This window comes from Sorangium sp. So ce362, assembly GCF_051519845.1.
Taxonomy (GTDB): domain Bacteria; phylum Myxococcota_A; class Polyangia; order Polyangiales; family Polyangiaceae; genus Sorangium.
Genome location: NZ_CP150332.1, coordinates 4,680,496 through 4,701,222, shown reverse-complemented (window position 1 = coordinate 4,701,222; position 20,727 = coordinate 4,680,496). Strand labels below are relative to the sequence as shown.

Below are 20,727 nucleotides of genomic sequence, written 5' to 3'. Positions count from 1 at the left end.
GGCCAGGACGTCGTCTCTTCCGTCTCGGCGTTCACACCGTTGCCTCTCCAGAGGCCGTGGAGAGCCCTCAGTACTGCGGATGGAGCGCGATCAGCTCCGCGATCTCGTCGAGCTCCGGATCGCCGCCCGGGTTCGCCGCGAGCACCTGCTCGCGCGCCGCGCGCAGCGCCTCGCTCGAATTGCTCTTGAGCGCCTCGGCGTAGGCCACGATGGCCTTGCCCTTGACGAGCTGCTCCTTGCTGCCGGCGGTGAGCTCCGCGAGCGTCGCCTGGCGGCTCGCCTCCTTCGGCTCATGGGTGAGCGGCGTCTGCCAGCGCGCGCGCACGGTGAGGGCATCAGCGTCGTTGATCACGCCGGGATCGCACCCGCGCACGAGCTGGTTGAAGATCATCGCGTCGCCCGGCGCGAGGTGCTGCGGCTCGACCTCCTCGGGGTTTGTCGAGTACTCCTCGCCGTAGAACTTCTCCATCTTGAAGTACCACGGCAAGGTGAGCTCCACCTGCACGCCGCGGGCGGCCACCTCCATCACCTCGTCGAACCGATCCCGGAACATGTGGAACGCCTCGTCCACGTCATCGAGGTAGACATAGGCGCCACGACCCTTGTCGGTCACGGTATCCATGAGCCGATCGTTGTAACCCGGCGCCGCCCCCGCCCCCACGCCGACGAGGTAGATCGCCTCCTTGTCGGCGTCCTCCGCGTGCCGCGCGATGAGATCCGCGGAGGTGACCCCCACGTTGGCGCCGCCGTCGCTGACCAGGATCACCCGGTTGATCCGGTCAGCCTCGTAGTGCTCCTGCGCGAGCCCATACCCCACCCGGAGGCCACTCTCGAGATCCGTGCCGCCGCTGGCGGAGAGCTCGTCGGCCGCCTCGAGCAGCGCCGGGTCGTCCGGGCCGCTCACCACGTGACCGCTCAAGATCACCGAGTTCTCGGTGTTCCAGGTGACCATGTTCACGACGTCGCCCTCGGACAGGCTCGCGGCGACGGCGCGCACCGTGGCCTTCTCGCGCGCCATCGGCTCACCTGCCATCGAGCCGGAGGTGTCGAGGACGAACGTGACCGCGACGGGACGGCGCTGGGCCGGCGGGTCGAACGCGCGAACGCCGATCTGCAGCGTGTAGGTCCCCGCCTCCTCGCCGGGCTCTAGCTGGGGCTCGACGCGGAGCTCGCCCTCGTCCGGCGCCGCGTAATCGATGCGGTAGTAGTTGAGGAACTCGTACGTGCGCACCTGCCACGGCTCCGGCCCCAGGCCCCCGCGGAGGAGCTCGCGCGCATGCACCGGCGAGCTCATCGAGTTGGAGTCGTCGGCCGACACGTACAGGACCACGGGCTGGCTCGAGTCGAGCCCCTCGCAGGTGAACGCCGGGGGCGCGCCGGCGTCCTCGCCCGGCAATGGCTCCGGGGGCGGCTCGGCCTGGGATCCATCGACGGAAGAGCCGCCGCCCGCGCCCGCGCTCCCGAAGCCGGTGCCGGTGCTCCCGACGCCGGCGCCGGTGCTCCCGATGCCGTCGCTGCGGGGCGGCTCCGGGGCGGGATCTTGGTTGCCCAGGAGCCCCCCCGAGTCGGCGGCATCCCCCCCGCTGCAGGCGGCGAGGCCTGCACCGCCGAGGAGGACCGCCGACACGGCATGAAGACAGAGAGATATCGCAACGGGAACGGTTCGCACAGGCATCCTCCTCCGCGATGCGACCGCACCGCGCTCGGGGCGACCCGCTGAGCAACCTCGGTGCCGTACGCGCGGCGCCGTCCCGACGCCGCCCCGCTCCGGAGCGCCGCCCGCCCCAACGCGCCGGATCGCTCGGGCCACGCAGCCCAAACCACGGTCACCAGCGCTCCGATGGCACAAATACCATGACAGTGTTGTCCGGTTCACGTCCCAGCATGGCGCACGCTGGCGTCATCCGACCCACACGAACGCGAAATGGGCTTCGCGGGGAGCCCGGCCGCCCACAACGAATAGCTGACGGGTGTGCAATCTGGACAGACGCAGCGCTTCGTGCGAACTCTTGAAGAAGAACATGTCGATCAGGTGTCGCAACCATGTTCGCGTCGTTTCCGCAGGCGAGGTCCACTGGGAGGAGTGGAGCGCTGCCCGGAACGGCGGCGCGGGCACGCGCCCCGTGGTCCTCGTACACGGCCTGTCCGACAGCTGTCGGACCTGGAACCGGCTCGCGCCCGCGCTTGCGGCCGGAGGGCGCCGCGTCCTTGCGGTCGACCTGCCAGGCCACGGACACTCGGCCCGCCCGGACGCTCCCTACACCGTCGCCTGGTATGCGGGCGCGGTCGCGGAATGGATCCGCGCCCTCGGGCTCGGCGATTTCGATCTGATCGGGCACTCGTTCGGCGGCAGCATCGCCATGTGCGTGGCCGCCGAGCGGCCGGGGCGCGTGCACCGCCTCGGGCTGGTCGCCGCGGGCGGCATCGGGAGCGAGGTCGCGCTGCCGCTGCGCTTCGCCGCGGTGACTGGGCTGCTGGAGCTGGCCGCGCCGGTGCTCATGGGCGTCGGCACCCACGCGGGGATGCTTGTGCTCGGCGGCAACTTCAACGCGGACGAGCGCAGGCACCTCGCCGGGGTGAACGCGCGGCCCGGCACGGCGCGCGCCCTGTCGCGCACGCTCCGCCACGCGATCGATCTGCGCGGCCAGCGCGAGCACCTCATGGACATCGCGCACCGCATCCCGGAGATACCGCCTCTCGCCGTCTACTGGGGCGACCGCGACCCCGTGCTCCCGGTGCGCCACGCGGCCGACATCGACCGCTACCTGGAGGGCGTGGCGGTGCGTCGCTACGCGAAGGCGGGACACTATCCGCACCGGGAAGCGGTGGCCGACCTCACCCCCGATCTCCTGCGCTTCCTCGACGAGCCTCGGCCTGCGCCGCGCCTGCGCGCCGGTGCACGCGCGCCCCGCGCGGCGGTCGCGCCGCAGGCCAGCCCGCGGTGGCAGCCGTGGGCGGACGCCCCGGTCCGGCAATGGGCGACGCGGACGCTCTCCCCGCTGCTCCGGCAAACACCGCAGCAGGACGCCGACCACTCGGCCTCTCCCGCCGACCTCGGGAGCCGCCCGCCGCCCGTCCCCTGCTGACGCCGCGCGACCCTGCCGACACGGCGACGTCCCTTCCCTGTTGACGCCCCGCCCTCCGGTGCGGTTCTCTCGGGCGCCGGTGCAACTCGAATGTGAAACCTGCGGCGCCTCGCTGCGCATCGAAGCGGACCAGCGGACCGCGGTGTGCCCTTACTGCGCCTCGCCGGCGGTGGTGGAGCGCGCGCCGTCGAACGACCGGCCGTCGCCGCACTTCGTCCTCGGGTTCACCATGACCCGGGAGAGCGCGCAGGGCGCCGTCACGGCGTGGCTCGGGAAGCGGAGCCTCTTCGTGCAGTCGAGCGTCAAGAGGGGGACGATCGACGCGATCCGCGGCGTCTACACGCCCGCGTACCTGTACTCGGCGATGGCGCAGACGCGCTACGCGGCGCAGATCGGCGAGAACTACCAGGAGACCGAGACGTACACGACGACCGACGACAAGGGAAACAGCGTCACCCGCACCCGCGTCGTCACGAGGACCGAGCACCGGCACCTCGAAGGCCAGCACGCCACCTACGTCATGGATGTGCTCGTCGTGGCGTCCCGCGCCGTCCAGAACGCCGAGCTCGAGGCGATCGAGCCGTTCGACCTCCGCACGATGCGGCGCTACACGCCCGCGGTGCTCAGCGGCTGGATCGCCGAGGAGCCGACCATGACGCAGCCGGAGTGCTACGCCCTGGCGCGGCGGGAGGCGCTCGAGAAGATCGGCCGCGACCTCGCGGGCTTCATGCCCGGGGACAGCCACCACGGCCTCACGCACGAGACGCGCCTCGACCACGAGACGCTCGAGCTCCTCTACGTACCCCTCTGGGTGCTCGCGATCCGGCACGACCCGCGCGAGCCGCCGTTCCGGGTCCTCATCAACGGCCAGACCGGCGCGATCCACGGCAAGGCGCCCCTCTCCTGGGTCAAGATCGTCCTCGCCGTGCTGCTCGTGATCCTGCTCATCGCGGCGCCGTTCGTCCTGGCCGCGGCCCGCGACCGCGACCCGGCCGAGCGGCGCGGCGTGGCGAGGCCGCCGGCGCTCGTCACCGCGCCCGCGCCCGCGCCGACCGAGCGCGTCCGCCCCGGCGGGAGCAGGCCCACCCCGACCGGAGGGACGCGATGAGCATGAGCATGGGCGTCTCGACGGCCGTGGCGCGGTGCTGCGCCCGCTGCCAGGGGCCGCTGGAGCCGGGCGACCTGCGCTGCGCCGTCTGCGGCCTGGCCACGCCGCAGGAGAGCGGCCCGGCCCCGCCGCCGGTGCAGGTGCTGCGGTGCACCGAGTGCGGCGCGGCGGTCGCGTACTCGGCCGAGGCGCAGGCGCCGAAGTGCCGCTTTTGCGGCGCGGTCACGCGGCTGGAGCAGCCGATCGATCCGATCGAGCAGGCCGACTGGCTGCTCCCGTTCGGGGTGCCCCCCGCGCAGGCCGACAAGGCGCTGCGGCAGTGGATGTCGACCCTCGGCTTCTTCCGGCCGTCGGACCTCTCACAGGCGGCGACCGTGGAGGGGCTGCGCCCGCTCTGGTGGGCCGGCTGGCTCGTCAACGCGGACGCGGTGGTGAGCTGGACGGCGGACTCGAACGCGGGCGCCCTGCGGAGCGCCTGGGCCCCGCACGCCGGACAGACGCAGCTGCCGTTCCGCAGCCTGCTCGTGTCCGCGTCGCGCGGGCTGTCGCTCGATGAGGCCCGGGAGCTCGCGCCGTACTTCCGGTTCGATCAGGCGGTGCCGGCCGCGCACCGGACACAGCAGCAGCTCGGCCCGGCGGACGCGGTGCTGGAGCAGTTCGACGCGCAGCGCTCGGCGGCGCGGAAGATCCTGAGCGAGCGGATCGCCGCGACCGCGGAGGACACCCTGAGGCAGGGCGTGATCCCCGGGTCGACCTTCCGGAACGTGCACGTGGCGGTGCTCCTGCGCGCGCTCGAGGCGCGCCGGGTGGCGCTGCCGTCGTACGTGCTCGCCTACCGCTACAAGGGGCGCAGCTACCGCGCCATCGTGCACGGCCAGGACGCGAGCCGCGTCACGGGCACGGCGCCGATCGCGTGGGGCAAGGTGGCGCTGGTGGTCGCCGGCGCGCTCGCGCTTGTCGCGATCGTCGTCGCGGTGCTCGCGCTCACCCGCACAGGGTAGCTCCTCGCGGGCGCCGCGCGAACCCCCTCCTCCGCTCCTCCGGCCGGCGGCTCGCACGCGCGAGGATCCGCGCCGGAGGCTGTGGCGGAATGCCTCGAACGCACGCCCGGTGCGGCACGGCAGAGCCGCTCCTCTCGCGATCTCGCGCGTGAGCCGGCATGGTCCGGATCTCGCAACTGCCGCCGGGACTCAACGGAGGACACCATGGAAACCGGGTCACGAGAAAAGCTGCTGGAGATCCTCGAGAAGTTCCGGAATGCCATGCTCGTCACGCAGGCGAGCCACGGGGAGCTGCGGGCGCGTCCGATGGCGCTCACAAAGGTCGACGACGGCACCGGGGACATCTGGTTCATGACGAGCCTCGACTCGGGCAAGGTCGACGAGATCGCGTCGCACCCGGAGGTGAACGTCACCCTCCAGGAGGAGCACCGCTTCCTGTCGCTCTCGGGGCGCGCCACGATCGTGCGGAGCCGGGCGAAGATCGAGGAGCTGTGGTCGGAAGAGGCGAAGGTCTTCTTCCCGAAGGGCAAGGACGATCCCCACCTCGCGCTCATCCACGTGAGCCCGCGCGAGGGCGAGTACTGGGACGACCAGGGCGCCGCCGGGCTCAGGTTCCTTGTCGAGGCGGTCAAGGCCTACGTCACCGGGACGACCCCGAAGACCGACGCCGCCCAGCACGCCGCGGTGCCGCTGAACGGCGGGCCAACCGGCGATGGCCGGGTGTCAGCGCGGTAGCGATCTCCGCCGGGGCGCGGCGCCAGATCGGCGCGGCGCATCGCGCCGATGCGGTCCATGCGGGCCGACGCAGCCCGCGCGGCCGACGTGGCGCGGCGCCGCATGCGACATCGCGCCCCACCGCCCTTTGCGGTGCTCCTGAGTCTGTCCCCTTCCCTTCAGCGTCCAGGCCAGCGCGTCGCAGATCGCACCGCTGCGCGCACGCTGGCCCCACATCCATGCTCCCCCACGATGACCGAGCGCCTCGCGCAGCGCGGCGAGCTCGCGAATACCGCCGATGCCGGGCGGCAACACGCGCCGCGCGCCGCGGATCCAGCGGGATGGAGCGTGGCGCACCCCTTGCTATTCGTGGAATCACGTTACGCCGTGCTTCCTCCTCTGGGATGGACGTGACGCGGGAACCCGGCAGCAACGAGGTCAGGCATGGGGATCTTCACGATGTCTCGTCGAGCTCAGATGATCATGGTCGCGGCGGCGACGGTCGTTGTCATCGTGGGGTTGCGCTACGCGGAGCCGTTCCTCGTGCCGGTGCTCTTCGGGATCGCGCTCGCGGCCATCTCCTCGCCGATCGCGAGCTGGGTCACCCGGCGGGGGCTCCCCCCGGCCCTCGGGGCGCTGGCCGCGCTCGTCGTCGACCTCGCGATCCTGGCCTTCGTGGGGGCGGTGGTCACCATCGCCGGGGTGGAGCTGGAGGAGAAGGTGCCGGCCTACCTGGCCCGCGTCTCCAGCATGACCGTGGCGCTCGCGGCGACGCTCACCGAGCGCGGGCTGCCGGTGAACCCGGAGTTCCTGTCGCGCACGCTGCACACGGCGTCCCTTGTGCCGCTGCTCGGCGGGGCCGCGGTGACGGTCGCCAGCGCGGCGTCGAACCTGGGGGTGGTGCTCCTCGTCGTCTTCTTCGCCCTCTGCGAGTTCGCGGGGGCCGGCGCGAAGGTCCGGGCGATCATCACGGACCCGGGGCGCGGGCTCGAGCACGTCGAGCGCATCGTGCGAGAGGTCAAGAAGTACCTTGTCGTGAAGACGATGACGAGCCTGCTCGTCGCCGTGCTCGCCTACGTGATGCTGGTCCTGCTGGACGTGGATCTGGCGCTCCTCCTGGCGTCGAGCCTGTTCGTCCTGCACTTCATCCCCAACATCGGCGCGGCGGTCGCGACGATCCCGGCCGTGCTCGCCGCGCTGGCGAGCCAGGGACCCGGCACCGCGGCGATCGTGGCGATCGGATACCTCCTGATCAACCTGCTGGTGGGCAACGTCCTGGAGCCGCGGGTCCTCGGGCGGACGCTGGGGCTGTCCCCGCTCGCCGTCCTCCTCGGGATGCTCTTCTGGGGCTGGCTCTGGGGGCCGTCGGGGGCGCTGCTGTCGGTCCCGATCATGATGGTCGCGAAGATCACGCTGGAGAACGTGGAGGGACTGTCGTGGATCGCGCGCATCATGGAGCCGGCGCCCGAGGAGCATGAGCGCGAGGCGGCGCAGGCGAGCGAGGAGCCGCCGCCATCGCTGCTGCGGCCGAGCGTCGCGGGGGCGCGGAGATCGGGGTAGCGAGGTTCTGCCGGCGGCCTACCGTGGCGCGTCCGCGGCCACCGAACGATACCTTGCATTTCCCATCTCCTCGCTGAGCTTCAGCGCCTCGCGCATCCGCTCTCGCGCCTCCGCGTAGTTGCGCTGATGGATCGCGAGCGTCGCGAGCTGGCAGCGCCGCCCCCGAGCCCGTCAGGGCGCCGCGGACGGCGCCGGCGCGATCCCGAAGACGCGCTCGTGGCGGGCGCTCACATGACATCCCATGCACGACGCGACCTGGCCGGCGGAGGTCACCTCGCCATCGGGCGTGACCGTGCCATAGACCCAGCCGGCGTCGGTGCCGGGCGTGTCCGGCGCGACCTTGAGCACCACGTAGGCGCCGGCGAAGCGCGACGCGCGGTAGACGCGATCGCCGTCGCGCACGTAAGGATCGAAATGATCCGGTGTGCCGGAGGCGCCGTCCGGCGCCGAGGGCGGATGCGACGGGAGCTCGGGAGCCCCCTCCTCGACGAGCTCGGGGTGGTAGCTCTCCTTGACGAGCACCTGCCCGACCGGCTGGGATACGGGCGCATCGTCCTGCACCAGTGGATAGCGATCGCGGTGCCTGGCGAACACCGAGTAGAGCTTGCGGGCGTGGCCGCCGTCCTCGGCGGCGCTCATGCGGGCACGGCCGGGCAGCGGTAGGCGGCAGAGCCAGGGCGCCCAGCGGAGCTCGTCGTCGACGCGGCCCCAGGCCTTGTAGTCGCGAAAGGCCGACGCGACGAGCGGGGCGAAACGGGCGTCAATCTCGGCGGCCCCATCAGCAGGCGCCGCCGGGGGCGCAGTGGGGGGCGCAGTGGACGGAGAGATAGACGCGCCGCCGGAGGGAGAGGCCCTCTCGCCCTCGGCATCCGGAGAGATGGGCTCATCCAGGGGATGGCTGCATGCAGGGGCAAACACGAGGAGAAGGAGCAGGGAGAAGCGGGTTGTGCACATGAGGCCGATCGTACGATCGATCCGCCGGAAAGGTCTGCCGGTAAACAAGGCGCGCTGTGTGCTCCCCGGGAGCGCAGGCGCTGTCCTCCGGCGGCGGAGGTCACGGCGCGGGAGGCGCAGATCCGGCCGGCGGCGCAGATCCGTCCGCAGGCTCTGCCGCGGCGCGGGTCGGCTGACAACGGGGACAGAAGTACGTCGATCGCATCATGGTGCCCTGCCGGCGCATCTGGACCGCGGCGCCGCAGTCGTAACAGGCGCGCCCCTCGCGGCCGTAGACGCCGACAGGCCGCCTGCCGCGATCGAAGCCGGTGCGCGTCGTGCGCGTGTGGAGGTAGTGCGCGGTGGGGCCGCGGTACGCGCCGGAGGCGTCCCGCGGCTCGACGTTGGCCTGCAGGAGGCGGCGGCCGAGGTCGAGCATCGCGGAGAGCTCCTCGTCCGAGTACGCCCGGACCGGGGCGAACGGGTCGAGCCGCCTCCGGAAGAGGAGCTCGCTCTTGTAGACGTTGCCGATGCCGGCGACGACGCGCTGGTCCATGATCGCGACCCCGAGGGGCACGTCGTCGAGCGCGCGGAGGCGGCGGAGCGCCTCCGCGGCGTCGAAGCCGTCGCCGAGCAGGTCCGGGCCGAGGCCGCCGAGCAGACGGTCGCCGCGCACGGCGCTCGCGCGGAGCAGGCGCACGATCGGCGCACGGAAGCAGACGGCGACGTAGCCCGGGACCGCGAGGATGGCCGAGGCCGTCGCCTCGGACCGCCTCCAGCGCTCCCCCGCGCGGTAGAGGTGCCAGGCGCCGCTCATGCGCAGGTGCGTGTGGAGGACGGTGCCGTCGTCGAAGAAGATCAAGAGGTTCTTGCCGCGCGCCTCCACGCGCTCGACCCGGCGGCCGACGAGCTGGTCGCACCGCCGGTCGCTCCGGGGCAGCTCCAGGGCGATGACGCGCGCGCCCTCCAGCACGGGGCCCAGGGCAGCGGCGATCCGGAAGAGGGTGTCGCCTTCAGGCATGAGCGGCTCCCGGAGGCTCTTGTGCAGACCGGCCGGATCGCAAGGGGCACGAGCGCGGAGAAGGTCAGGTGTTCCACCGCCGGACGCGCCTTCGCGCTGTGGGCGCGTGGCTCGATGTCGCCGCGCCGGAGACAGGGGCCGAGCTCGCCGCGCACCCCGGCGCTCGCGCGACGCGGCGCGATCGAGGGGTTTGCAGATCGGCGCGCCGTCGGTTTTCATGGCCGGAACGAAGGCCGCGTCGAAGGCGGCCGGGGGGCGGCGGAGGACCTGATGGAGCTCGGATTCGACGACATCCTGCCCTACCTCGCCAGCGCGTACCGGCGGGGCGTGCTGGCGCCGTTCATCGGCTCGGGGATGAGCAGACCCGCCTGCGCAGGCTGGCTGGATCTGCTGGTGAGGCTCGCCGGCGAGGCCGGGGTGGACGTCCCCGAGCCTCTCCGGCGGGCGAGGCCCGAGGACCGGCTGGACCCCTCGGAGCTCTACCGCCTCGCCGACAAGGCGGTGCTCGGGCTGGCCGCGCTGGGCGTGGAGGCGCGCGCGGAGGCGTACCGCAGGGCCCTCAACGAGGGCGGCAGGGCCGCGGGCGAGTGCGACGTGCCGGCGCAGACGGCGGCGCTCGCGCGCTGCTACTGGCCGCTCGTGCTGACCACCAACTACGATGATCTCTACGTCGTGAGCCGGATGCGGCAGTCGCGCGCCGGCGAGATGGCCGGCGTGAGCCGCACGGGCAAGCCCTCCCGGGAGGCGAAGCGGGACGAGACCGACGTCCCCGAGGTGCTCGGGCGGAGCATCGAGGACTGCCACAAGGTCGTTCGCTCCCTGGAGTCGCCGACGCGGCCCCTCCTGTGGGCGCTGCAGGGCTTTCTGGGCGGGCAGGCCGCGCGGCTCGATGCGCTTGTCGAGGAGCTCGTCCTCGACGAGCGGCGCCGCGCCGAGCTCGCGGGCCAGGTGGTGGCGGGCTACAAGCAGTACCAGCACGCCGTCAACGCGCAGCCGCACTTCCGGCGCGCGTTCGCCGAGGTGCTCTCCCGGCGCTCGCTGCTGTTCCTCGGCTCGGGCATCCTGGAGGACTACCTCATCAACCTCTTCGGAGAGATCGCCCACCACCACGGGCCCGGGCCTCACCCGCACTTCGCGCTGTTCTCCAGCGAGAAGCGGGACACCCTCGACGTCCGCTTCCTGCAGACGCGGCTGGGCATCGCCCCTGTGTTCTACGGGCACTACGCGGAGCTGACGGAGCTGATCGGCCGGCTGACCGATGCCGTCTGGGAGCGCCGGGCGCCTGCGCCGTCAGGCGCCGAGCGGCCGCCGGTCGCATGGATGCCGGACGAGCTGGGGTTCAGCCTCTCCGATGGCTCGAAGCACCCCTCCGGCGGGGCGAGGAAGCTCCGTCTCCGGTACGCGCCGCTCCCCGTGCCCGCCGCCGGGGACGGCCGCGAGTGCGTGCTCGTCAGCGTCGGCCGGACGCCCTCGGACAACCGCGCCATCCCGGGGACCCAGGCGAACGGCTTTCTCGTCAAGGCGCATGAAGCAGGGCTCGTCGCGGACACGGCGCCCGAACGCTGGCGCCCGCTCGACGCTGCGCCGTCCACCGCTTACCGGTTCGATGGCGCGCCCATCTTCGGCGTCGCCGCCCGCGACCGGAGGCTGGATGTGCCTCGAGACCGAGGTAGCGAGGATCCGGAGGACAGCCGGGATCTCGGCGTCATCGCGGATGCCGTCTGCGAGACCTTGCGCGCCGCGGACGCGGCGGGGTTCCGCCACGTGCATATCGGCCCGGTGGCCTCGGGGAAGCACCGCCTGTGGCACCCGCTCCACCCGTTCGTCCAGACGCTCGCCGGCTTCCGCAGGTTCTTTGCCGAGCATCCCGGAACAGGCATCGAGCTCGTCGAGCTCCATGTGCTCTCGTCGGCGGTCTGGTTCCCCGTGGTCGCCGGCAAGGTTCCTGTCGCGCAGATGCTGTCGTCCACCATGATGAAGATCTGGGTCGACATCCGGGACGCGAGCGGCAGCTCGGAGATCTTCGCGGTGACCGCCCGCGGCCCGACGCGCGTGGGCGACATCAAGGCGCTCTGCGGGCTCCCCCCGGCGCGATGGAATGCCGAGATCCTCCCCCGGCCGAGCAAGGTCGACCCGTCGAGCGCGGACGACCTGCTGGTGACGCCGACGTCGATCGTCGTCCTCTCGCCCCGGCGCTAGACGCCCACGGCTCGAGGGAGCCGTCTTCGCTCCGCAGCCTGCGGGGCGAGCACCTCGAGACCGCGCTGCGCCGCGTGGAGCGATCCATGGCATACTTGCGCCATGAGCTCTCACGAACGCGACTACGTGGCGATCAACCTCGCGAACTGGAACAGTCGTGTTCCGTTTCACGAGAAAGGCTATGAGCTTCACAGGTTCCTCGAGGACCCGCGGCATCTCTCCGGTGTTGTCGACTTCGATCGCGCCCGGCTCGGCGACGTGCGCGGCCTCGACGTCGTCCATTTGCAGTGCCACATCGGCACGGACACGCTGTCGCTCGCTCGCCTCGGAGCGCGTACGACCGGCCTCGATTTCTCCGAGCCGGCGCTGGCCGTGGCGCGGCGGCTGGCCGCGGGTTGCGGCGCCGAGATCGAGTACGTGTGCAGCAATGTTTACGACGCGGTCGCGGCGCTGGGGGCCGAGCGCTTCGACGTTGTGTACACGGGCGTCGGCGCGCTGTGCTGGCTTGACAGCATCCAGCGCTGGGCCACCACGGTGGCGGCGCTGCTGAAGCCGGGGGGGCGCCTGTTCATGCGCGAGGGACATCCGATGCTGTGGTCGCTCGCCGATCCGCGCCCGGACGGCCTCCTGGTCGTGGAGTATCCTTACTTCGAGGTCGAGGGCGGCACGCTGTTCCACGAGAAGCAGACCTACGTGTCCCACGAGGGAGAGCTCGCCGCGCCCGACACCATCGCTTTCAATCACGGCCTCGGCGAGATCATCTCCGCGCTCTTCGCGGCGAACTTGAGGCTGACCGAGCTCACCGAGCACGATTCAGTCCCCTGGAATCCGCTCGGAGCGGCCATGGTGGACGACGGGCGCGGCGAGTGGCGGCTCCGCGAAAAGCCGGAGCGGCTGGCGGCGAGTTACACCTTGCAGGCCGTCAAGGGTTGAATTGGCAGATAGCCGCACAGGGCGCTCCGGCCGGAGCGCTTGCTCTGGCCGGACAATCGGTTTAAGGTGTCCCGCAGAGAACCGGAGGCCGGAACAGGCCTCCTTCGCTCGAGGAGCTTTCATGCGTCGGTTCGGCCCTGCTACCCGATCGCGTGGGGCACCAAGACCCCGCACCACGAGTGCGGCGGGTGCTTCCTCTGCACCCCGCCTCCTCCCTGAGGGAGAGCGCGCCACCCGACGCGCGACGTGACGCCGGGCGCGTGCTCTCCGGCCCGCGCGGATGCCACACGGCTTTCCCGCTCCAAGAGTCACAGCTCAAGATCTTCCTGCTTGCGGGGGTTGGCATGAACAAGGACCCTTCTTCTCGATGGCTGTACGGCACGGTCTCGATCGCGCTCGGGATCGCGGCCCTCTCCGGCTGCTCTGGCAGGGTGGACACGGCGGACGCTGGCCCGGGCGGCTCGTCGAGCGCGGGCGGCGCGACGGGAGCGGGGGGCCATGGCGGCAGCGCCGGCGCAACCGGCGCAGGCGGAGCCGGCACGGACAGCACGGGTACGCTGGGCTCCGGTGCGGGCGGCTCCGGCGACGGGTCGGGGGGTTCGGGCGGCTCGAGCCCCCGCAAGTTCGTCGGCAACATCACGACGAACGGCGCCGTGCGCGACGACTTCATCCAGTACTGGGACCAGATCACGCCCGAGCTCGAGGGCAGGTGGACATCCATCGAGAGGTCCCGCGGCGTTCGCGACTGGAGCAGGCTCGACGCGGTCTACAGGTACGCGCAGGACAACGACATCCCCTTCACGCAGTACAACTTCGTGTGGGGTGCCACGCCGCCAAGCTGGCTCGGGAGGCTCACCGCGGAGGAGCAGCGGCAGGCCGTGCGGGACTGGATGCAGGCGTTCTGCGAGCGGTACCCCGACACGGAGTACATCATCGTCGTGAACGAGCCGCCGCCCCACACCACGCCTGTCTTCAAGAACGCCATCGGGGGCGACGGCGAGAGCGGCCATGACTGGATCGTCAACTCCTTCAAGTGGGCTCGCGAGCTCTGCCCGGGCTCGACCTTGATCCTCAATGACTACAACAACATCGAGTACGAGAGCGAGCACGAGCGCTTCGTCGAGCTCGTGAAGACGCTGCTGGACGCAGGCGCTCCCATCGACGCCCTCGGCGCAGAGGCCCACAACGCGTACAAGTTCGAGACCAGCACCGTGAAGGGCTACATCGACGGGCTCGCCGCGACGGGCCTGCCCGTGTACATCACCGAGTACGACATCGGCCTCTCGGACGACGACGCGCAGCGCCAGGTGATGGAGGAGCAGTTCACGATGTTCTACGACCACAGCGCCGTCAAAGGCATCACCCTGTGGGGCTACGTCGTCGGCTCCACCTGGCTGGACAACACGGGCCTCCTGCACCCGGACGGCACCCTGCGGCCGGCCATGGCCTGGCTGATGGACTTCCTCGATCGCGACGGGTGATCCCTCGCCCCGCGGCCCGGACGGCGCGGCGACCGGCGTCGAGCTTCCTCTGCCGACAACAAAGCTTCGGTGTTGCAAATGGCCGATGAGCCGTTCAGGATGATGGCGTTCACCTCATCACCACAAGATTCGATGCGAACTTCCCAGGGCTTCTCCGCAATCACCCTCATGGGCTCGACCTGATGCGTGGCGGGAGGATGGCCGGGTGAGGAGCAGCCGCCGCTCGCAGGTGCCGCCCTTCGCGGTCATGGAGGTGCTCGCCGCCGCCAACGCGCGGCGCGCGGCGGGCGAGCCGGTCATCAGCCTGTGCGCGGGCCAGCCGGGTTCAGGGGCGCCCGCCGTCGTGCGCGCGCGGGCGGCCGCGCTCCTCGCCGACGGCGACCTCGGGTACACCGAGGCGCTGGGCATCCCGGCGCTGCGGCTTGCGCTCGCGGAGCACTACGGCCGCTGGTACGACGTGGACCTCGACCCGTCGCGCGTCGCCCTCACCACCGGGTCGTCGGGCGGGTTCCTGCTCGCGTTCCTCGCGGCGTTCGAGCCGGGTGACCGCGTGGCGCTCGCTCGCCCGGGCTACCCGGCGTACCGGAACATCCTTCGCTCCCTCGGGGTGGAGGTGGTCGAGCTGCCGTGCGGCCCGGGGAGCCGCTTCCAGCCGACCACGTCGCAGCTCATGGCCGCCTACGACGGCGGAAAGCTCGACGGCCTGGTCCTGGCGAGCCCGGCGAACCCGACGGGCACGATGGTCGACGCCGCGGAGCTCGAGGCGATCGCGCGCTGGTGCGCGGGGCATGACGTCCGGCTGGTGAGCGACGAGATCTATCACGGCCTCACGTACGGCGCGTGGGCCGGGCGCCAGGCGACGGCGGCGCGCTACGGCGACGCGGGCGCCGTCGTCGTCTCGAGCTTCTCGAAGTACTGGGCCATGACGGGCTGGCGCCTGGGGTGGCTCGTGCTGCCGCCGGAGCTCGTCCCGCCGGTCGACGCGCTGGCGGGGAACCTCGCGCTGTGCCCGCCCGCCCTGGCGCAGCACGCGGCGCTCGCGGCCCTGACCCCGGAGGCGTACGCCGAGGCGGACCGGCTGGTGGAGGGCTACGCGGCCGCGCGCGACCTGCTGCTGCGGCGGCTGCCCGAGCTCGGCTGGGAGGTCGCCCCGCCCGACGGCGCCTTCTACCTGTATGCCGACGTCGGTACGGACGACTCTGTCACGTGGTGCGAGCGGCTGCTCGCCGACACGGGCGTCGCGCTCACGCCGGGCACCGACTTCGACGGCGAACGCGGCGCGCGGCACGTCCGGCTGTCCTTCGCGGCCCCGGTCGAGCAGGTCGACGAGGCGGTGACGCGGATCGTCACCTGGCAGCGCGCGCGGTGACCGACGCGCGGTGACCATCGAGCCGGTACGCGTCGCTCACGTCGTCCCTGCCTGTAACATTTCAATGCCACGGTCACGGTCGGCACGCGCGGGACCCAGCAGGACCGACGTTGCGGACGCCATGTTCCCCTGACGCCAGCTCCAGATTTCGCCCAGGACGGCCCAGAGAACCGCGGCGCCGCGATTTCCGACTTGATTCGCCGTCATGGACGGACAAGTGAGCCGGCGCTCGCTCCGGCCGGGGGCGAGCGAGAGGACCATCACCCGTGGATGCATTGTCTTATCAGTCGCTCGTGACGGGCGCCGTCGCGCTCATGGTCGCACGCACCTTCTACGTGCGTGTCAAGAAGGCCCCTGAAGGCAACGAGACGATGGCGCGCATCGCGCGCTACATCCGCGAGGGGGCGATGGCCTTCCTCGCGCGCGAGTACAAGGTGCTCGCCGTCTACGTGGCCGTCGTCTTCGCGCTCCTGGCCGCCACGCTCGGGCTCCTCGCCGCGGGCGCCTTCGCTGCCGGCGCGTTCCTGTCGCTCATCGCCGGCTTCTTCGGCATGAAGGCCGCGACCTACGCCAACGTGCGCACGGCCGAGGCCGCTCGCGCGCACGGCAAGCCCACCGCGCTCGTCACCGCGCTCGACGGCGGCGCCGTCATGGGCCTCTGCGTCGCGGGGCTCGGCCTCATCGGGCTGGGCGGCATCTACGCCCTGTTCCGCAACGACGAGCACCTCGCGACGGTCGTCCACTCGTTCGCCGTCGGGGCGAGCTCGATCGCGCTGTTCGCCCGCATCGGCGGCGGCATCTACACGAAGGCCGCCGACGTCGGCGCCGACATCGTCGGCAAGGTCGAGGCGAACATCCCCGAGGACGACCCCCGCAACCCGGGCGTCATCGCCGACAACGTCGGCGACAACGTCGGCGACATCGCGGGCATGGGCGCCGACATCTACGAGAGCTACGTGGCCGCGGTCGTCGCCGCGATCGCGCTCGGCCTCACGCTGCCGATCGCCAGGCTGCAGCAGCTCGCTCCGTCGGCGAGCGAGCAGGAGCTCCGCGCGATGGCCGTGTCGCTGCCGCTGCTCCTCGCGACGATCGGCCTCGCGGTCTCGGTCGTCGGCATCTTCATCACGCGCGCGCTCAAGAACATGCCGCCGGCCCGGGTGCTGCGCCTCGCGCTCATCGTCCCGCCGTTCCTCGTCGTGCTCGCGGCGGCCGTCATCCTCCCGGATCTCGGCTACAGCTCCGGCGCCGTCATCACCCTCGCGGCCGGCGCGGCGGGCGGCGGCATCGTCGGCCTCGTGACCGACTACTACACGTCGATGGGCCCCATCCACAAGGTGGCCCAGAGCTCGCTCACCGGCCCCGGCACCAACGTCATCCGCGGCATCGCGGTCGGCCTCGAGAGCGTCGCCATCCCCCTCGCGACCCTCTGCGCCGTGGGCTGGATCTCGAACCACTACCTCGGCCTCTACGGCATCGCGCTCGCCGCGGTCGGCATGCTCGCGGGCACCGCGATCGTCATGACCGTCGACGCGTACGGCCCGATCGCCGACAACGGCGGCGGCATCTCCGAGATGGCCGGCCTCGGCAAGGAGGTCCGCGCGATCACCGACGAGCTCGACGCGGTCGGCAACACCACCGCGGCCGTCGGCAAGGGCTTCGCGATCGGCTCGGCGGTGCTCACCGTCGTCGCGCTGTTCGCCGCCTTCAACATGGAGGTCGACGCGGTCCGCCGCGCGAAGGGCCTTCCGGAGCTCGTTCTCTACCTGACCGACGCGAAGGTCCTCATGGGGCTCCTCTTCGGCGCCCTCCTCCCCTGCCTCGTCGGCTCGCTCACGATGACCGCCGTCGGCCGCGCGGCCGGCGCGATCGTCGAGGAGATCCGCCGTCAGTTCCGCGAGATCCCGGGCCTGCTCGAGGGCAAGCCGGGCGTCGAGCCGCAGCCGAAGGTCATCGTCGACATCGCCACGACGGCCGCCATCCGCGAGATGATCGCGCCCGGCGCCATCGCGGTGCTCGCGCCGGTCGTCGTCGGCTTCGTGGCCGGCCCCGAGGTCCTCGCGGGCACGCTGGCCGGCGCGCTCGTCGTCGGCGCGGTGCTCTCGCTGATGATGGCGAACGGCGGCGGCGCCTGGGACAACGCCAAGAAGCACATCGAGAAGGGCGGCCTCGACGGCCACGCGAAGGGCTCCGACGCCCACAAGGCCGCCGTCGTCGGCGACACCGTCGGCGATCCCTTCAAGGACACGTCGGGCCCCGGCATCTCGATCCTCATCAAGGTGATGGGCGTCGTGTCGCTCCTCATCGCCCCGCTCATCGCCTGAGCGAGCGCGTCGTCGCGACGACCGAGAACGCGGCCCCTGCCGGCCGCGTTCTCGATTTTCTCCAAAACCTCTGGATTCCCTGCTCCCCCGGGAGTGAGAACGCCTTGCGTCCCCGCCCCGCGCTTCCCGGGGTGGTTTACACTCGCGGTTCCAACAGCAGGAGAGACCGCATGACCGATCTGTCTTCTTTCCCCGTCGCGCGCAAGTGGCCCGCGCTGCATCCCGACCGCATCCAGCTCTACTCGCTGCCCACGCCCAACGGCGTGAAGGTGTCGATCGCGCTCGAGGAGATGGGCCTGCCCTACGAGGCGCACCGTGTCGCCTTCGACACAAACGACCAGCTCTCGCCCGAGTTCCTCTCGCTCAACCCGAACAACAAGATCCCGGCGATCCTCGACCCGCAGGGCCCGGGCGGCAAGCCGCTCGCGCTGTTCGAGTCCGGCGCGATCCTGCTGTACCTGGCGGAAAAGAGCGGGCGGCTGCTGCCGCAGGAGGCGGCGCGCCGCTACGAGACGATCCAGTGGGTGATGTTCCAGATGGGCGGCATCGGCCCCATGTTCGGCCAGCTCGGCTTCTTCCACAAGTTCGCCGGCAAGGACTACGAGGACAAGCGGCCGCGCGACCGTTATGTGGCGGAATCGAAGCGGCTGCTGGGCGTCCTCGACGGCCACCTGCGCGGCCGCGCGTGGATGATGGGCGATGACTACACCATTGCCGACATCGCGATCTTTCCGTGGGTGCGCAGCCTCGTGGGCTTCTACGGCGCGGGCGAGCTGGTGGGGTTCGACGACTTCAAGGAGGTGAAGCGCGTGCTCGACGCCTTCGTCGCGCGGCCGGCGGTTGTGCGCGGGCTGGACATTCCGGCGAGCAACGCCTGACCGCCAGCCTGGGGGAGGCGCCGGGGCCGGGTACGTCCGTGGGCCCCGGGCCGGGCAGCGCGGCAACCCCTCGCGACGGACCGAAGCGACGAGCTGCTACCGGGGCGCCAGCACCGAGACGCTGTGGGCCGGCATCGCGTACGTGAAGGCGTTCGTGGCGCCCGGGGCGACCGGATCCGCAGGCACGAGCTCCGCCTCGTCGCCCGTCAGCTGCCACACGTCGACGGCCGTGTAGCTCCCGTAGGCGGCGAGGGTCACCGCGGCCGTGAGCGGGGCCGTTGTCTTGTTGATGGCGACGAGGACCATGCGGCTCGGATCGGCCTCGTCGATGCTCGCGTACACGGTGGCCCTGGCGACGTCGCTCGTCTCGGCGTGGATGGACGTGTCGCCGAAGCGCCCGCCTTGCCCGTCGTAGCTCGTGAAGGCGCGCACGCCGGCCCGGAGCATGGCGACCTCGTCGCCGGGGTCCCAGATCGTCGCGACGAGCACGCCCTCTCGGCCGAAGACGCCGAGGGCGTCGGCCTGGGCGATCGCGCCGGAGATGTGGTTGCCGCCCCCGAAATTGTACTCGGTGAAGCCGAGGGCGGTGCCCGGGTAATGGGCGTCGATCAGGCCGCGGAGCCACGGGATGAGCAGGATCGGGCCGTTCACGACGTCGTTCGCGATCCAGCTGTCCTCCACGAAGGTGGGATCCCAGAGCGAGCGCGGCGCCTGGACGCGGGCCTCGACGGACGCCGGGGAGGCATCCTCGCCCGTGATGCGCTCGCCGTTCGCGTAGATCTCGGTGTACCAGTGCAGGTCGAGCACGTCGACAAGCCGGCGCCCCTCGCTCGCCTCGGCGGCCTTCATGGCGTCGAGGTAATGCTCGATGAAGTTGCCGTCCGCGTCGGGCGCGCCCTGCAAGCTGACATAGCCGGAGTATCCATACGAGACGAAGCCGGTGACGAGCGCGTTCGGCGCGACGTCCTTGATCGCGGACGCAAACTCGATGTTCTTGTCGACGAGCTCGGCATAGGTCACCGGCTCCGGGTGGATGCGCTCGTGGGTGTGGTTCCAGAGGTCGGGCTCGTTGTCGAGCGAGAACAGGACGCTCGCGACCTCGCCCTGGAAGGCGTCGGGGAAGGCCTGCTTCATCCAGGCGACGAACTCGTCCTGGTACACGGCGTTGTCGTCGAGATCGGGCGACGAGGAGAAGGGAGCGCCCTTGCGCGCGATCGTGGGATGAAAGCGGGTCTCGAGGTAGTCCGGGGTCTGGTTGACGTCGCCGCCGCCGTCCTTGTCGGCCGCTACATGACCGCAGACAGGGACGGTCGCGATGAAGGCGGCGCCGTGCGCCAGCGCGTCCTCGGCCAGCACGCGCACCGCCTCGCCAGGCACATCGCCGCGCTGGCTGTTCCCGACGAGGTGGGCATCGTTCTGATGCATGTAGTCCGAGCCTGCGTTGGAGGCGTTGTTCTCCCAGTTGTACGCGGTCATGCGGTTACCGCCCATGCGCACGACGGTCGTGCCGCGCTGCTCGCCGTCCAGGTCCTCCGCCCAGTTGACCCCGTAAATGAGCGGGCTGATGGGGCGCACCCCCTGATCGGCGCGCACCGTGAAGGCGACATCGCCCGGCCCGGGATCGCCGGGCTCGACGAGGCCCGCGGGAGGATGGCCGCCCGACCCGCCCTGGCCGCTGCTGGCCGTGCCGGTGCCGCCGCCCGAAGCGCCGGCACCGCCGCCAGCAGCGCCGGCACCGCCGGCACCGCCGCCAGCAGCGCCGGCGCCTCCGCTGCCGTTCGAGGAACTGGCACCATCATCGCCGCAGCCAAGGAAGGCCGCAGACGCGACGAGGGCAAGCAGAGCGCGGAGGAGCGGAGCGCGTCGAGAGGGCGCGGGGCGATGGTGCCCCCTGTTCGGCGGCGTCGCCGCTCCTCCTGGCGTGCGCTCGCCACAGCCGGCGGTCGCGACCAGGCCGGGGCATCTCATGCCATGGGCTCGCGAGCGCCCTCCCCGACCGAAAAGTGACAAGGCCTCGCGCTCGGAGGCGAACGCACCCGATATATAAGCACTCATTACAATGATCTCCTGCCAACCATCATTTTCTGCTCGATCCACCGGTGGTCGGCGTCGTGTGGAACGGC

The 20,727-nt window shown here is 71.5% G+C and carries 15 protein-coding genes; 11 read left to right on the top strand and 4 right to left on the bottom strand.

Features of this window, described 5'->3' with window-relative positions; genetic code table 11:
• Positions 1-67: 67 nt before the first annotated feature.
• On the bottom strand, positions 68-1,669 hold the full coding sequence (locus WMF17_RS18195) for a vWA domain-containing protein (RefSeq protein WP_437603343.1): 1,602 nt from the start codon (positions 1,667-1,669) through the stop codon (positions 68-70).
• A gap of 352 nt (positions 1,670-2,021) precedes the next feature.
• Between WMF17_RS18195 and WMF17_RS18190 the strand changes: the two genes are divergently transcribed.
• The 5 genes from WMF17_RS18190 (at position 2,022) to WMF17_RS18170 (ending at position 7,469) form a co-directional block, all read left to right on the top strand.
• The gene (locus WMF17_RS18190) at positions 2,022-3,086 is read left to right on the top strand and encodes an alpha/beta fold hydrolase (RefSeq protein ID WP_437650597.1); all 1,065 of its coding nucleotides are present in this window, start codon (positions 2,022-2,024) and stop codon (positions 3,084-3,086) included.
• 40 nt (positions 3,087-3,126) lie between these two features.
• A complete protein-coding gene (locus WMF17_RS18185; RefSeq protein WP_437650596.1) occupies positions 3,127-4,194 on the top strand; it encodes a hypothetical protein in 1,068 nt (355 codons plus the stop codon).
• Complete coding sequence (locus WMF17_RS18180) at positions 4,191-5,195, top strand: zinc ribbon domain-containing protein (protein ID WP_437650595.1); 1,005 nt, start codon at positions 4,191-4,193, stop codon at positions 5,193-5,195. Before WMF17_RS18185 ends, WMF17_RS18180 begins: the two co-directional genes overlap by 4 nt.
• A 204-nt stretch (positions 5,196-5,399) precedes the next feature.
• Positions 5,400-5,930, top strand: coding sequence for a pyridoxamine 5'-phosphate oxidase family protein (locus WMF17_RS18175; protein WP_437650594.1), 531 nt, complete (start codon positions 5,400-5,402; stop codon positions 5,928-5,930).
• A 438-nt stretch (positions 5,931-6,368) separates the two neighbouring features.
• Positions 6,369-7,469, top strand: a complete 1,101-nt coding sequence (locus tag WMF17_RS18170) for an AI-2E family transporter (protein ID WP_437650593.1) — start codon at positions 6,369-6,371, stop codon at positions 7,467-7,469.
• A gap of 171 nt (positions 7,470-7,640) precedes the next feature.
• On the opposite strand, the gene WMF17_RS18165 is transcribed toward WMF17_RS18170, so the two are convergent.
• Both WMF17_RS18165 and WMF17_RS18160 read right to left on the bottom strand, forming a co-directional pair.
• Positions 7,641-8,108, bottom strand: a complete 468-nt coding sequence (locus WMF17_RS18165; RefSeq protein ID WP_437650592.1) for a hypothetical protein — start codon at positions 8,106-8,108, stop codon at positions 7,641-7,643.
• A gap of 415 nt (positions 8,109-8,523) precedes the next feature.
• Entirely contained in the window at positions 8,524-9,423 is a 900-nt protein-coding gene (locus WMF17_RS18160; RefSeq protein WP_437650591.1) for a DNA-formamidopyrimidine glycosylase family protein, read from the bottom strand.
• Between the two features lie 270 nt (positions 9,424-9,693).
• On the opposite strand from WMF17_RS18160, the gene WMF17_RS18155 reads away from it, so the two are divergent.
• The 6 genes from WMF17_RS18155 to WMF17_RS18130 all read left to right on the top strand — a co-directional run bounded on the left by WMF17_RS18155 (position 9,694) and on the right by WMF17_RS18130 (position 18,604).
• Positions 9,694-11,622: an SIR2 family protein gene (locus tag WMF17_RS18155; protein ID WP_437650590.1), complete on the top strand. Its 1,929-nt coding sequence runs from the start codon at positions 9,694-9,696 to the stop codon at positions 11,620-11,622.
• A gap of 102 nt (positions 11,623-11,724) precedes the next feature.
• Positions 11,725-12,555 carry a class I SAM-dependent methyltransferase gene (locus WMF17_RS18150; RefSeq protein WP_437650589.1) on the top strand — a complete coding sequence of 277 codons (831 nt, stop codon included), beginning with the start codon at positions 11,725-11,727 and terminating at the stop codon, positions 12,553-12,555.
• A gap of 344 nt (positions 12,556-12,899) precedes the next feature.
• Positions 12,900-14,036 carry an endo-1,4-beta-xylanase gene (locus WMF17_RS18145; protein WP_437650588.1) on the top strand — a complete coding sequence of 379 codons (1,137 nt, stop codon included), beginning with the start codon at positions 12,900-12,902 and terminating at the stop codon, positions 14,034-14,036.
• 205 nt (positions 14,037-14,241) lie between these two features.
• A complete protein-coding gene (locus WMF17_RS18140) occupies positions 14,242-15,405 on the top strand; it encodes a pyridoxal phosphate-dependent aminotransferase (RefSeq protein ID WP_437650587.1) in 1,164 nt (387 codons plus the stop codon).
• Between the two features lie 314 nt (positions 15,406-15,719).
• Positions 15,720-17,726, top strand: coding sequence for a sodium-translocating pyrophosphatase (locus tag WMF17_RS18135; RefSeq protein ID WP_437651358.1), 2,007 nt, complete (start codon positions 15,720-15,722; stop codon positions 17,724-17,726).
• 170 nt (positions 17,727-17,896) lie between these two features.
• Positions 17,897-18,604, top strand: a complete 708-nt coding sequence (locus WMF17_RS18130) for a glutathione S-transferase N-terminal domain-containing protein (RefSeq protein WP_437604270.1) — start codon at positions 17,897-17,899, stop codon at positions 18,602-18,604.
• A gap of 96 nt (positions 18,605-18,700) precedes the next feature.
• Here WMF17_RS18130 and WMF17_RS18125 read toward each other — a convergent pair whose 3' ends face one another.
• Entirely contained in the window at positions 18,701-20,197 is a 1,497-nt protein-coding gene (locus WMF17_RS18125; RefSeq protein WP_437650586.1) for a glycoside hydrolase family 44 protein, read from the bottom strand.
• Positions 20,198-20,727 lie beyond the last annotated feature (530 nt).

Coding starts and splice junctions, on each gene's coding strand:
- WMF17_RS18190 (WP_437650597.1), top strand. CDS start 2,022: ATGTCGATCAGGTGTCGCAACCATGTTCGCGTCGTTTCCGCAGGCGAG.
- WMF17_RS18180 (WP_437650595.1), top strand. CDS start 4,191: ATGAGCATGAGCATGGGCGTCTCGACGGCCGTGGCGCGGTGCTGCGCC.
- WMF17_RS18175 (WP_437650594.1), top strand. CDS start 5,400: ATGGAAACCGGGTCACGAGAAAAGCTGCTGGAGATCCTCGAGAAGTTC.
- WMF17_RS18170 (WP_437650593.1), top strand. CDS start 6,369: ATGTCTCGTCGAGCTCAGATGATCATGGTCGCGGCGGCGACGGTCGTT.
- WMF17_RS18165 (WP_437650592.1), bottom strand. CDS start 8,108: ATGAGCGCCGCCGAGGACGGCGGCCACGCCCGCAAGCTCTACTCGGTG.
- WMF17_RS18160 (WP_437650591.1), bottom strand. CDS start 9,423: ATGCCTGAAGGCGACACCCTCTTCCGGATCGCCGCTGCCCTGGGCCCC.
- WMF17_RS18155 (WP_437650590.1), top strand. CDS start 9,694: ATGGAGCTCGGATTCGACGACATCCTGCCCTACCTCGCCAGCGCGTAC.
- WMF17_RS18150 (WP_437650589.1), top strand. CDS start 11,725: ATGAGCTCTCACGAACGCGACTACGTGGCGATCAACCTCGCGAACTGG.
- WMF17_RS18145 (WP_437650588.1), top strand. CDS start 12,900: ATGAACAAGGACCCTTCTTCTCGATGGCTGTACGGCACGGTCTCGATC.
- WMF17_RS18135 (WP_437651358.1), top strand. CDS start 15,720: ATGGTCGCACGCACCTTCTACGTGCGTGTCAAGAAGGCCCCTGAAGGC.
- WMF17_RS18130 (WP_437604270.1), top strand. CDS start 17,897: ATGACCGATCTGTCTTCTTTCCCCGTCGCGCGCAAGTGGCCCGCGCTG.